We start from the raw sequence: 12311 nt of genomic DNA, 5'->3' as shown, positions 1-12311 counted from the left end.
CTCTTATCCCTTGTTAATGGTAAGTAATTCAATACTTATTTTTCATTATATTGTTCCCCCAGGCTTCAATGACAGTTTCAGCTCTGTTGTTGTCCAGGAACGAGGCGATTTTAAAAATGGATTGACCTTCGTAAATTAATGGATGGCGGTTAATGCCAACCACAATTCCATCAGAAGGGGATTTTATAGTCTCAGCGCTTCCAGCCCCAAAAGGATCGTTAATGAAGCCAATTACTTGTTTTTTGTGAATTAATTGCCCTAACTCTACCTTAGAGGTTAAAACTCCGCTTTTGTGGGAGTAAATCCAGTCTTGATCTTCTGAAAAGATAGATTTAAATGAATCAGATAACAGCTTAGGAGCAGTATGCAGCATATCAAGGGCATGTAATATTCTGTATATTCCGTTAAGCCCCACATTAATGGCTGATTCATTAAAACGCAAAGCTTCCCCTGCCTGATAAATAAGTAAAGGAATATTCAGTTTTTCTGTAGTCTTGCGTAAGGAGTTTGATTTTACGGGCGCATTGGTGATGACAGGCGCTGCGAAATGCCGGGCTAAAGTCTTACATTGAGTATCCGTAATATTACAATATATCTGAGGCAAAATGTCGTGATTTATTGCACCGCTTTGTAATTCAATGCAATAGTCAGCTTTTGTCAGTATTTCTTTAGTGAAAATATGAGCTATTCGTTCCCCATATGTCCCATCAGCCTTACCAGGAAAGCAGCGTTCAAGATGAATCTCATAAGATAAGGTTTTTAAGTGACTGACTAAGGACAATACATTAAGTACAGGGATAGCAATTAAAGTACCTTTTAAATGTTGAAGCCTCCCAGGCTCAAGTAAACGATTGATGATTTCCAAGCCATTCAGTTCGTCACCTTTTAACGCAGAAAAAACGAGAACACAGGGCCCTGCCTGTTTTCCGCGCACTACTTTGATAGGCATGAAAAAAGAGGTACATGAATAAAGTTCTGGAAGGGGTAAAGCTAGATTTGCTATTTCACCAGGATGTATTGTTGCGTCGCAGATGGTTAAATTTGAATTTTTCATAACAATAAAATAAAAGGGGCTACCTCATAAAGTTAAAGTGCTGTTGAAAATATTCTAACAAATTGAGAGGGATGGTGCAAAAAGTGGTAATTTGACACTATTGCATAATATGTTTAGCTTTGCTTTTTGTATTGATAAACGAGAGCTGGAGGTGTTTTGTGTTGATTACGTTAAAAAAATATGTGGATAATTAAAAAACATAGCTACAGATAAAGGTATTAACTTTAATTTCTATAATGGCTAGACTCGTTTTAACATGCTAAGGTAAGTCTAGCTAAAAGCTTAGGAATGATTATATGCCAGAAAATAGAATAAGTACTAAGATAACGCCTCATCTTTATCTATTATTAGCTACAGTTATCGCTATCTTACTTATCTGGCATACGATTGACATATTTCTTCTAGCTTTTGCCGGGATTTTAGTAGCAATTATCATTAGATCGTTGAGCCAACTTGTTAGCAAGTATAGTAAATTACCCCCCTACATAACAGTGACTGTGATACTTATTGCCATAATTTCGCTATTTACTGGTGTTGGCCTAATAGTGGCTCCATCTGTCAGTAAACAGATATCACAACTCTATACGGATATACCCGAAGCTTGGAATAAATTTAATAACGACTTTTTTCAGTATCTTAATATCAGTACAAACACAACTACTTCGCAAGCACTAGATCTGCCAAAAACACTAGCTAAAGTACAAAATGTTCCATCAAAAGTAGGCACTATTTTTACCAGCACATTTGGTTTTATCGCCAATATTTTTGTTATTTTGTTTTTTGGTATTGCTTTAGCCTACCAACCCGAAATCTACACGAATGGGTTAATCAATTTATTTTCTAAGAAAAGGCAAAGGAAAATAAAAGAGATTTTAAATGATACAACTGAGACGTTACAATATTGGCTAGCTGGCAAAGCTTTCTCAATGTTGATTATCGGCTTATTAACTTGGGCAGGACTCTGGCTTTTAGATATTCCGCTTGCCTTTACACTTGCGCTTTTCGCTGCGCTTCTTTCTTTTATTCCTAATATTGGTCCTATTTTCTCCGCTATTCCTGCGATCTTACTTGCCTTACTCAAGAGCCCAATGTTTGCGCTTTACGTTGCTCTTTTGTATGTGGTCATTCAAACTATCGAGAGCTATTTAATTACGCCACTTATTCAACAGAAATCAATTTCACTGCCAGCAGCTTTAATTGTCTTTACGCAGCTTATTATGTCCATATTAGTTGGTATTTTAGGCTTAACGCTAGCTACTCCGCTACTTGCTGTAATCAGTGTGGTCGTAAAACATACTTATTTGAGTGAAGATTAGCTATTGAGATTAGTTTTTTTAGCTTTAAAATTAACAAAGTTAATGTAGGATTAGGCCAATCTCGTTACGTGCTAAAATCATAAGAAACATTATTGAAACAGCTTTACCACAATGCATTCAGCTTACATGAAAATAACAAAAGGAATGAATGTAGTGGGCGCAAGATTATTAACATTCCAGAAAGTATTAACATATCTAATGTTATCGTAAAGTCGGTGAGGAATTAAATCAACAAATTGGACAGTACTACAAACGATATCACAAATAACGTTTAATAGTTAAAAACTACATACAATACCCTTTTTAAGCAGTCGCTTTTCTTGAATTGCTATTGTTAGCGAGTAAGTTATGCTCTTTATCTACTACTTTATGTTGGCGAACTTGTTTTTCCATTTCTTCCGTTTCACTACGAAGCTCACCTTCAGCATGGGTTGCAATAGTTTCTGATTCTTCTATTTTTGGCTCATTTTTACGCTTAGATATGGCACTATCCCCAGGCAGAACTTTAATAGCCCTATCCTTATGAATATTTAAATTCATTCCTGGTTCTGGCATTGAAATGTTCGCATCTTGAAAAGCACGCTTTATTAAGCGAATCGCTGACGATTTAACTTTTTCCCAGCTATATTTCTTGCTATTTACCCAAAAATAGACACGAATATTGATTACACCAGCTACAAAACTATCCACTAATATCGATGGCGTAGGTTCCTTTAAGACGGCTGGATGTCTGCTTAGGGTTTGCAATGCAATTTCTTGTGCTTGCGAAATGCTTTCATGACAGCTAATTCCAATTAGAAAGCTTTCACGCCGTTTAGGAATTTTAGTAAAATTCGTAATATTACTTTGATAGACTGTAGAGTTAGGAATTTGTACCTGGTGTCCGTCTTCTGTGACTAATAGTGTTGCGCGAATTGTCAATCCTTGTACATAACCCGTAATTCCTGCGACTTCAATTAGGTCATTATTACTAAATGGTTTTTGTATACTCAGTAGAATGCTTGCCAAAAGGTTCTCAGTGATGTTTTTAAATGCAATACCTAATACAATACCAATCACACCTGTACCACCAATTAAAGTAAGTGCAATGGTTGTTAGGCCGAAAAGTTGTAAAATTAAATAAAACCCTAGTATAAGGCATACAAACGCTATAGCACGAGCAGCAACATCGGCCAAGAGGGGATGCATGCCTCGAAAACGCAAGGTTTTACGAATAATTTTTGCTATAAAATGCGCTACAGCCCAAGCAATAGCCATGATCAATAAGGCAAAAATGAAGAATGGCAGGGCTCGCAAAAACTGGCGCCATTGTTCTTGTAGACCCGAGCTAATTTGCTGCAGAATATTCCATATTGATGGGTCAACAATGTCCATTCGATTAACAACCGCCACTACATCCTGTGTCTTTCGAGCCAGATTCTCAGCCCACTTTCGATGGTCAGTAGTTGTAGCACCACCTTCTAAAAAAACAACGCCGTCATTTACACTAACTTTTGGCCCAACATACCAAGTGGTTGCTTTAAGTATCCCTTCAAGCCTTTTTTTAATTTCATTATCCCGTGCCAGGGGCTTTACATCTACTTTGTTAATATCTTCTGCTGGTTTGGCTGTTATATCTTGCCCCGGGTTAGGTGACACATTCTCTTTACCAAAAGCTAATGCAGAAAAAAGAAAAGTCGATACTAAAATGTAAATTAACTTATAAATTATCTTTTGCTTTTTCAACGTTATTCCTTTAACTTAAATGAAAAAAATCATGAGATATAAATAGCGCAGTAAATATTAGGATAGTACCTAATGTCAATTATATCTAGCTTGAATATCATGTGTGGGATATCACAACGACTAAAAGGATTTATATGTGGTTCGCTAATTGGAGTGTTTTCTACAAAACTATTTTCGCAGCACTCATTAACTTTACTGCATTAGTTTTTCTTGTTCGATTAGCTGGTAAACGAGTTTTATCTAAATTAAATATTTATGATTTTATCATAACAGTGTCACTGGGATCAGCATTAGCATCATCAATTCTGTCAAATACAGTAAGCATCACACAAGGAACTCTAGCTCTTTTTTGCTTAGTGTCTCTTCAAAGCTTAATCTCCTATATAACTACGCGCTTCAAAAAAATACGTAGCTGGGTTAAATCTGATCCTACACTACTCTTCTTTAATGGCAATTTTATTGCGGAAGCAATGCAAAAAGTAAGAATTAGTGAGGAAGATATTTTAGGCGAAATAAGGATATTTGGCATAAGTGATTTAGAAGAGGTTAAGGCGGTAGTTTTAGAAACAAATGGTAAGTTAAGTGTTTTGCCCATAAAACCGAACCAATCACTTACTGCACTTTATAAAGCTAAAATTAATTACCTAGAGCGATTTAGACAATAACGCTCAGTTAGGGGTAAAGAGTTATGCTCGAATCTGGTGTGGGTCAAAGATATAATGAAGATCCTGCAGTGTTTATAAACGAAACTGTATCTACTTATAAGCGTTGTGCCATTTTATACACACGGTTACCCACAGATTTTGTGGATAACTAACAGGAGTCTTTTTTCCGCAGAAAGTCCGACAGGCCTGTATAGTCAAGGGATTATGAATTGGGTGAGATACCTGAAAAGATTGCAGAGAACGGAGTTCTAAAAACTTATCCACAAAGCGAACTACGCAGATGCAATTTTTGGAAATGCATTCTATCTCCTTTTTTTTAAAAGAACCAGTCTTGACATTTTGACACTGCCTTCTTTAAATGCATTTCCGATGTCATGTCGTTGAAAAGTATTGATAAATTAATTTAAACACCATACCATTCCTCTCATTTGTTAGATGAGAACAAAATTTCTTTATCAAAACCCTCTATATCGGTATAAGATATAATACTGTTAAGGATACACTTCTATCCATAAATCAGTGTCCCAGGATCAATTCATCAATTGATTCAGGCAGAATAATATCCTGCCTGGATTCCAGTTCTGATGTAAAAAACGCCTAGGCTTTTTTCACAAACTCTGATTTGAGTTTCATTGGCCCAATTCCTTCAATTCTACAGTCTATATTATGATCTTCATCAGGGGCCAGGCGAATGTTTCTTACTTTTGTTCCGACCTTAACCACTTGGGAGGATCCCTTGATTTTTAAATCTTTAATCACACTAATGGTATCGCCATCATTTAACACTGTCCCATGCGCGTCTTTAACCACTCTTGTATGATCCTCTTGCTTTTGTTCCGTCTCTTGAGGCCATTCATAGGAACATTGCGAGCAAACAAATAGCGTACCACTGGCATAGGTATATTCTGAATTGCATTCTGGGCATAGTTGGATCATTGGGTTTATCCTATTTTTTAAAAATGTGAATCATAAGCAAACATCGCATTTCACTCAGATGAGAAAGTTTCATTCGCAATGAAAAAGCAGGTATTGGATGGTTTTCAATGGCAAATTCATCCTTGAGTATATCATATATCCTGTATCGATTCATGATATAGTTTAGACTAACCATTCTCGACCCGAAATTACTGTCATGGGAGTATTTATTGAAGTTTTTTTTCTAAGCGACTGGAATTTAAAACTATCTCTTAAACCCCCATACCAGACTCTCAAGATCTTCCAGACTTTGAACCTGCTCTTCCCAGTTTGCAATTCTTATCTGAACTTTTAGATTACTGTATTGGTGAAGCAGCATTAGTGCGGTCAACTGCTGGCTTAATTTGCCTGTTAATTCAGAAGAAGAATATCCATAAGCTGTTAAAAATGTCTCTAGTAATTGTTTATCGCCTTGAATTAGGAAAGCGCCAGGCCCCAGTAAATCATATTCTGGCAAACCTAACATTGCATCGCCAAAATCAATTAGTCCACTGATATGCCACATATCATCTTTGTGATTAACCAGGAAATTCATTGGAGTGTACTCACCAGTTAAAATAACTGGCTTTTTAATGGATGTGACTAATTCCTTAGCCGAATCAAGATAATCAGGAAGCTGCTTCAGCAGCGCAATTGGAAACCCATTGTTCTGGTGGTTTGTTATGCATTGTGCAATTTGTTTTTCAATAAATTGCGGCCAATGGCAGTCAATTGCTTCAAGCCCTTCTGTGGATAAAGTATGCACCTCCCGAATGAGTTCTCCCAGCTCATGAAGAATCACGATTTTATTATTTTGGGGCATCGTTTCCCAGAGAGTCTCTAAAAGCGTTCCCTCAAGCCGGCTGATAATCAGATAAGGCCAACCGAATAGCTCACCCTCTTCTTCAAGTCTGGGTGTTCTTACTGATAACTTTCCATCCAGATGCTTTAAGATCAGGCGTTCACTTTCAAACTGAGTTTGATGTACAGGCGGAAAAATTTTAATGACCTTAGCCCCGAACGAAAAAACAATGTTGGTTCCATCAGGAAATAAAGTTAATGCAGCCTCGGGCAATTGGTGTTTATTTATAATTGCTTTCACCAGATCATTTTCAATCAAGGATTTGAGCTTTTCATAATCTTCAAAGCTATGAATTGTCGAAAGTAGTTCCTTTAAAGTTAAATCATTCATAACGAGTCTTAGGTTGAAGCTTTGCCCATAATAGCATTATTTATAAATCAACCCCATACCCAACACTTTGCTTAAGAAAAGCGCTTCCCCAAGCATTTCCCCCTGTATATAAATGTATTACAATGCTTGCGATAAAATGATTTAAATTCAATGGCGTGCGCAGTAAGGATTTAGTCGACAGCCTCTAAAATCGGAGTTTTAATGAAACAGAATGTCTCTCATCTGCCAAGAGAGCTTGGCCGTATGGTTTCATGGTCACTTTCTCGTTTAGGGAAGGCCATTGAAGACGTGTATGGAATAGAGGCCTTTGAACGATTTGAGCATATTCGTATTGCAATGCAGGACACCATAGGAAGGGATGCGTTAACGCTAAAAAATGCCCTGCTTGAATTACAAACCAGTCTTTCCACACTAAACCGACATCAGCTCTATCAAATAGCGCATGCGTTTTCGCTGATGATGGAGCTGATTAACGCCTGCGAAAGCGCCTATCGTATTTTTCGTATTAATCAGAGAGAAGAAAGGGTTTATCCTGACAAGCCTCAAGGGATTCATTATGTATTAACGGCACATCCCACCGAAGCACGGACCAATGAATTTTTAAAGCTTTTCAAGTCAATTCGCGATTGTCTTGTGGAATCACTCAAATCTCCCTATCTGGTCAATGAATCCTGCTTTGATCAGATGCTTAAAATTTCACTGCAGATTAGCATTTCCTATCACGAGAAGCCCAGCGTGGAAGATGAAGCGCGCTATATTTACCAGTACGCGCTCAATCCGCATAACATTAATCTGTATCATTCCTTTCTGACTGAAGGCATTCCCGTTCAATTGCGGACCTGGGTCGGTGGGGATAAAGATGGTCATTCGGGTGTCGATGAGAAAATTATGGTGAAAAGTCTCGAGCTCTCTCGATCCTTTTTTATTCGCCACATTCAGGAATTACTGAAAGAAATCATTGAAATTGCCAGACTCTCGACCGCATTAGCCGAAAACAAAGCCTTAACTAATCAATTACTTAAGCTTGTCAAAAGCGCGCAGAATCTTGGAAAGATTCGCGAAAAAGATAATGAAAAAGTATCCGCATTTAAACATGATTTAAGCGATCTCCAAGCTAATAGCATGGCGTTCTTTCATTTCATTCCCGAGCAATTCTCAATTATTTCAAGCATTTTTCAGCTCTATCCCGCTTTGGTCATTCCCTTAGAGCTTAGAGAGGATTCAGCTATCGTAAAAGAGAGTTTAATCAGCCCCCAAAAAACGACCATCACCCGAATGCTTGAACAGGTTTATTCAATAACTCATGGAACAGATCCCAAAAATTATATTCGCGGTTTTATTCTCAGTATGGTTGAGTCCGCTGAAGATATAAGAAATGGAATCACGCTGGTCAGGCAAATCTTCCAAACTTATGCCCTTCCGGTTGTTCCTCTTTTTGAGAATCAACTCGCCTTAACCAGCGCTGATGCAATTCTAAATGAGTCGATCACCGAAGATATCAGGCAAAAGCATATTGACCAGTGGAATGGAAACTACGAAGTCATGCTAGGGTACTCCGATTCCTCCAAAGAGAATGGCGTTTTACCTTCACGGCTTATGATTGCTCAAAGTTTGGGACGCATTCAATTTACTCTCGAAAGCAAGGGACTCTGTCCCATCTTTTTTCATGGCTCCGGCGGCAGCATTGAGCGAGGAGGCGGGGATATTAAAGAGCAAACGGCATCCTGGTCCAAGGAATTAATGTCTAATTATAAAGCAACCATTCAGGGTGAGATGGTCGCAAGGCTTTTTGGTTCGAATTCAATTCTTAAGAGCCAGATTGATAAATTTCTTGATATTTACGCGCAAAAAGAAACAAACACTGTCAATGAATATCCTGAAGCTTTGCAATCATTCTCAGCCAAAGTGAGTCAGAAATATAAAACACTGATTCAAAGCGAATGGTTCTGGCCTACGATTGAACAGGCATCCCCCTATCATTTTCTAAACGAGCTTAAAATTGGCTCGCGGCCTACCAAGCGCAAATCAGGGCCTGATCAGAGAAAACTTCGCGCGATTCCCTGGATTTTGTGCTGGACACAAACAAGACTTCTTTTCCCCACCTGGTGGGGTATTGGTTCTACCTGGCTTGAACTTAGCGATGAGGAGCAGAACGAGCTAAAAGCCCTTTATAAAGAAAATGCCCTTTTTGCAGCCTTTGTTAAACAATTAGGGGTCACCCTTTCCAAAGTATATTTACCGGTCTGGGAACAATATTTATATCAATTAACCGGCTCTGATGAATACCTTAAGCCTTTTCAAACCGAACTGGACTCAAGCATTCTGTTCTTTTATGAAATAACCGGTGAGAAAGACTTTTGCTTCCATCAGCCCTGGCTTGGTGAAAGTATACAATTGAGATCTACAATGGTTCATCCTTTAAATCTCATTCAAATTGAGGCTATGAAAAGAAAAGATTTACCTCTGTTGAGAATCACTGTAACTGGCATCTCCTGCGGGATGTTGACCACAGGATAAACGAATGACGGTTTTACAGCTGCTTATTAATTGGCAGCTGAAATTAAAATAACATCTTCTAGTCACTTTGATTCCATTTTGCACGCAAATAAGGCATAGTTAATCGGGCGCCGGATTAGTTTTCCTTATATAGGGATGCTTAGGTTCACAGAACCTGGATAAAGGCTCAATCGAATAAGTTAATAACCTTTTGTTTATTAAGGAGTAATTCATGTATACTTTTGATTCCCCTGCGGGCATGCAAAATGACGAAAGCGATTCTGGAGCGAGCACCTATACGATGCTGGTTCTCTTTGCAAGCTTTAGTGTAGGTATGCTTGCACTGGCCGCTAGATACGCCGAATCCAATAATCGATTAAATTATGAAAGCCGTTTGGCTCGGATTATTGCCGGCGCTTTAGTATTTATCATTAATATGTGGCATACCAAAGCTGACGACCTGACGATAAACAATACTGAGAAAGACTTAATCGCAATAGGACCTCATTGCACAAGCGTCGAAGCCCTGGTTGTTGCATCCAAAATGAAGGGCAACCCTCCGCAATTCCTTGCTACAACTAATTTTAATAGCATCCCGGGTATTGCTTCCACCTTGAAGATGTTTAAAACCATACCGGTTGAAGGGGATAAAGCAAAAGCCAGTGATGGACGCTCTGCCAATTTTGCGGCACTTGAACGCGCAAGCCAGGCATTAAATGAAAATGGCTGCGTTGTACTTTTCCCCCAAGGCAACTTTCGCCTGCTAGGGAAGGAGCCGCCAATGGTTTACTCGGGAGCTGCCAAACTTGCCATCGAGCACAAAATACCCGTAAAAGTGTTGGGATTGAGTGGAATCTGGTGTGTAAATAACTCCCTTCTTCCTGTATGGCTGCGAGATAATAAAGTCTACCGTGCTTTGTTCTCTTTAATCCACATGAATAATATCAAAGTGACAGAATGCGGTACTATCGATTTTCATCTAAGAGAAGAAAATAAAGACTTAAGTGAAGAGGAAAAAATCCGGGGGATTTGTGCTGAGCTTTATTCTCATTTTCGACACCATGAAATAAGTGATAAAGAGTTAAAAGCAATTAAAAAAGAAATTGCTGATAAGACGCATCTCACAATCTGGGATACAAAAGTCAGGGTGAATAGTTTAGAGCGACAACTTTTAAACTCTAAAAAGGAATTAGCGAAACTCGAAGAACCCACTGCAGCAGGAATGAGTTTAAGCTCCTGATTGCAAAGCGAATTTGGTTATATGCCTTACGCACAGCCAATTCTCGCCAAAAACCATACCGAATTCAAAGAAGGAATAATCCCAGGAGCGAGCGAACTTTGTTCGCTCTGAATCCTTATTCGGTATGCCAGGGAGACGCATTAGTTCCAACAATACTTCGGAATGTTAAATTCACTCGTGGCAGATGCCTGGCTTTCGTTGGTGGCAGGCGGTGAAGCCAATGGGTCTGGGTAACACCTTTCATCACCAGCAAACTACCATGCTCTAAAACTTTAGAAACAATTTCTTTGCTTTTCTTATGTTTAAAACAAAATTTCCGTTCAGCGCCAAAACTCAGTGAACCAATAGCACCGTTTTTTAGTAAATCTTTTTCGCCATCGCTATGCCAGGCCATGCCTTCACTGCCATCATGATATAAATTGAGCAGACAGGAGTTATAGGTTTCCTGGCTTTCTTTTTCGACGATGGTCTTCAACTCCTCCAAAACAGGAAGCCAGGGAAGAGCTGTTTTGGTAACTCCTGAATAAGTATATGAAAAAGGTTTATCGGCATACCAGGCCACTTTACGCCTGGTAATCACTTTTTTTCCAAAGATTATCGCTTCATCATTTTGCCAGAGGATCTCATCTATTAATGCCCGATAATAGGCATCTGCCATTTCGCGGGTCAGAACTGAACCGTAATAATGCACTATACCGTCATAAGGCAGTAAATTGTGCAGCTGATTGTCGATTTTTTCAATTAGATCCACGCCAGCACCTCTTCTATCTATACGTCTGTTTTGGCGGCTTCCCATCCTATCATCGCTTTTTTCCTGGTTTCACCCCACATATACCCGCCCAGTTTACCGCTGCTCTGGATCACCCGGTGACAGGGGATAAGAAATGCTATCGGATTACTCCCAATTGCGCCCCCCACCGCTCTTGAAGATTTAGGCTTACCCAAACTGCGGGCAATATCGCCATAGGTAACGAGAGATCCCATTGGTATTTTCAGAAGGCTTTCCCATACCTTCAGCTGAAATGGAGTTCCCGCCAGATGCAGTTTCATTGTATCAAGCTGCTGCCAGTCTTTTTGAAATAGTAATAAGGCGTCTTGCTGGAATTGGTCAGTCATTTGCCGATAAACTGCCTTCGGAAAGCGCGCTTTTAAAGCAGATAGAGCGGCTTGCTCATTCGCTTCAAACGCAATGCTGCAAATTCCTTTGGGCGTTGAAGCGACAATTATTCGTCCAAATGGGCTTTCAGAAAAGGAGTAATTAATACTGAGTTCCGCCCCGCCATTTCTGAACTCTCCGGGAGTCATCCCCTCAATTTTCACAAATAAATCGTGTAGGCGGCCACCGCTGGAAAGGCCTGTTTCAAAAGCAACTTCCAGCAAAGGCATCTTATTTTTCAGTAAATGTTTAGCATAGCTGATGCTGATGTACTGCATAAACTTTTTTGGGCTGATGCCTGCCCATTCAGTAAACATTTTTTGAAAATGCCAGGGACTGAGATGGATCACTTGGGCGATTTCCTCCAGTGAGGGTTGGGCCTTAAAATGCTCATCAATGTAATGAATTGCCTTCTCAATACGTTCGTAATCGATCTGCTGTTGCCTTAACATGCGGCACTCCTCACTCAATAGCTCTTCTGCTTATCATAGAGGGCTTAAGTATCTAAGTGGA

At 39.2% G+C, this 12311-nt stretch carries 10 protein-coding genes; 4 read left to right on the top strand and 6 right to left on the bottom strand.

The window, feature by feature from the left end; genetic code table 11:
- Nucleotides 1-28 precede the first annotated feature (28 nt).
- Nucleotides 29-1054 (bottom strand): succinylglutamate desuccinylase/aspartoacylase family protein, encoded by a 1026-nt coding sequence (locus LXA66_RS11405; protein WP_233013286.1) that lies wholly within the window; start codon nucleotides 1052-1054, stop codon nucleotides 29-31.
- Between the two features lie 296 nt (nucleotides 1055-1350).
- Here LXA66_RS11405 and LXA66_RS11400 point away from each other — a divergent pair, with 296 nt between their 5' ends.
- Nucleotides 1351-2370: an AI-2E family transporter gene (locus LXA66_RS11400; RefSeq protein ID WP_233013285.1), complete on the top strand. Its 1020-nt coding sequence runs from the start codon at nucleotides 1351-1353 to the stop codon at nucleotides 2368-2370.
- Between the two features lie 303 nt (nucleotides 2371-2673).
- Here the strand turns inward: LXA66_RS11400 and LXA66_RS11395 are convergent, their stop codons facing one another.
- Nucleotides 2674-4095 carry a mechanosensitive ion channel family protein gene (locus LXA66_RS11395; protein ID WP_233013284.1) on the bottom strand — a complete coding sequence of 474 codons (1422 nt, stop codon included), beginning with the start codon at nucleotides 4093-4095 and terminating at the stop codon, nucleotides 2674-2676.
- A gap of 134 nt (nucleotides 4096-4229) precedes the next feature.
- Between LXA66_RS11395 and LXA66_RS11390 the strand changes: the two genes are divergently transcribed.
- Nucleotides 4230-4760, top strand: coding sequence for a DUF421 domain-containing protein (locus LXA66_RS11390; protein ID WP_233013283.1), 531 nt, complete (start codon nucleotides 4230-4232; stop codon nucleotides 4758-4760).
- Between the two features lie 597 nt (nucleotides 4761-5357).
- Here LXA66_RS11390 and LXA66_RS11385 read toward each other — a convergent pair.
- Nucleotides 5358-5696 (bottom strand): zinc ribbon domain-containing protein YjdM, encoded by a 339-nt coding sequence (locus tag LXA66_RS11385; RefSeq protein ID WP_233013282.1) that lies wholly within the window; start codon nucleotides 5694-5696, stop codon nucleotides 5358-5360.
- Between the two features lie 244 nt (nucleotides 5697-5940).
- Complete coding sequence (locus LXA66_RS11380; RefSeq protein ID WP_233013281.1) at nucleotides 5941-6906, bottom strand: phosphotransferase; 966 nt, start codon at nucleotides 6904-6906, stop codon at nucleotides 5941-5943.
- A gap of 201 nt (nucleotides 6907-7107) precedes the next feature.
- Here LXA66_RS11380 and LXA66_RS11375 point away from each other — a divergent pair, with 201 nt between their 5' ends.
- Nucleotides 7108-9423 (top strand): phosphoenolpyruvate carboxylase, encoded by a 2316-nt coding sequence (locus tag LXA66_RS11375; protein WP_233013280.1) that lies wholly within the window; start codon nucleotides 7108-7110, stop codon nucleotides 9421-9423.
- A 211-nt stretch (nucleotides 9424-9634) separates the two neighbouring features.
- A complete protein-coding gene (locus LXA66_RS11370) occupies nucleotides 9635-10642 on the top strand; it encodes a 1-acyl-sn-glycerol-3-phosphate acyltransferase (protein ID WP_233013279.1) in 1008 nt (335 codons plus the stop codon).
- A 115-nt stretch (nucleotides 10643-10757) separates the two neighbouring features.
- On the opposite strand, the gene LXA66_RS11365 is transcribed toward LXA66_RS11370, so the two are convergent.
- Nucleotides 10758-11393 carry an alpha-ketoglutarate-dependent dioxygenase AlkB gene (locus LXA66_RS11365; protein WP_233013278.1) on the bottom strand — a complete coding sequence of 212 codons (636 nt, stop codon included), beginning with the start codon at nucleotides 11391-11393 and terminating at the stop codon, nucleotides 10758-10760.
- A 17-nt stretch (nucleotides 11394-11410) separates the two neighbouring features.
- Entirely contained in the window at nucleotides 11411-12250 is an 840-nt protein-coding gene (locus LXA66_RS11360) for a methylated-DNA--[protein]-cysteine S-methyltransferase (RefSeq protein WP_233013277.1), read from the bottom strand.
- Between the last annotated feature and the right edge of the window lie 61 nt (nucleotides 12251-12311).

Source organism: Legionella sp. 16cNR16C (genome assembly GCF_021297775.1).
Classification (GTDB): Bacteria; Pseudomonadota; Gammaproteobacteria; order Legionellales; family Legionellaceae; genus Legionella_C; species Legionella_C quinlivanii_A.
Note: the sequence above shows the minus strand (reverse complement) of the source record. Positions and strands in the feature narration are given on the sequence as shown.

Excerpts from the sequence above, each read along its gene's own strand:
- LXA66_RS11405 (WP_233013286.1), bottom strand. The coding sequence starts at position 1,054 with ATGAAAAATTCAAATTTAACCATCTGCGACGCAACAATACATCCTGGT.
- LXA66_RS11400 (WP_233013285.1), top strand. The coding sequence starts at position 1,351 with ATGCCAGAAAATAGAATAAGTACTAAGATAACGCCTCATCTTTATCTA.
- LXA66_RS11390 (WP_233013283.1), top strand. The coding sequence starts at position 4,230 with ATGTGGTTCGCTAATTGGAGTGTTTTCTACAAAACTATTTTCGCAGCA.
- LXA66_RS11385 (WP_233013282.1), bottom strand. The coding sequence starts at position 5,696 with ATGATCCAACTATGCCCAGAATGCAATTCAGAATATACCTATGCCAGT.
- LXA66_RS11380 (WP_233013281.1), bottom strand. The coding sequence starts at position 6,906 with ATGAATGATTTAACTTTAAAGGAACTACTTTCGACAATTCATAGCTTT.
- LXA66_RS11375 (WP_233013280.1), top strand. The coding sequence starts at position 7,108 with ATGAAACAGAATGTCTCTCATCTGCCAAGAGAGCTTGGCCGTATGGTT.
- LXA66_RS11370 (WP_233013279.1), top strand. The coding sequence starts at position 9,635 with ATGTATACTTTTGATTCCCCTGCGGGCATGCAAAATGACGAAAGCGAT.
- LXA66_RS11360 (WP_233013277.1), bottom strand. The coding sequence starts at position 12,250 with ATGTTAAGGCAACAGCAGATCGATTACGAACGTATTGAGAAGGCAATT.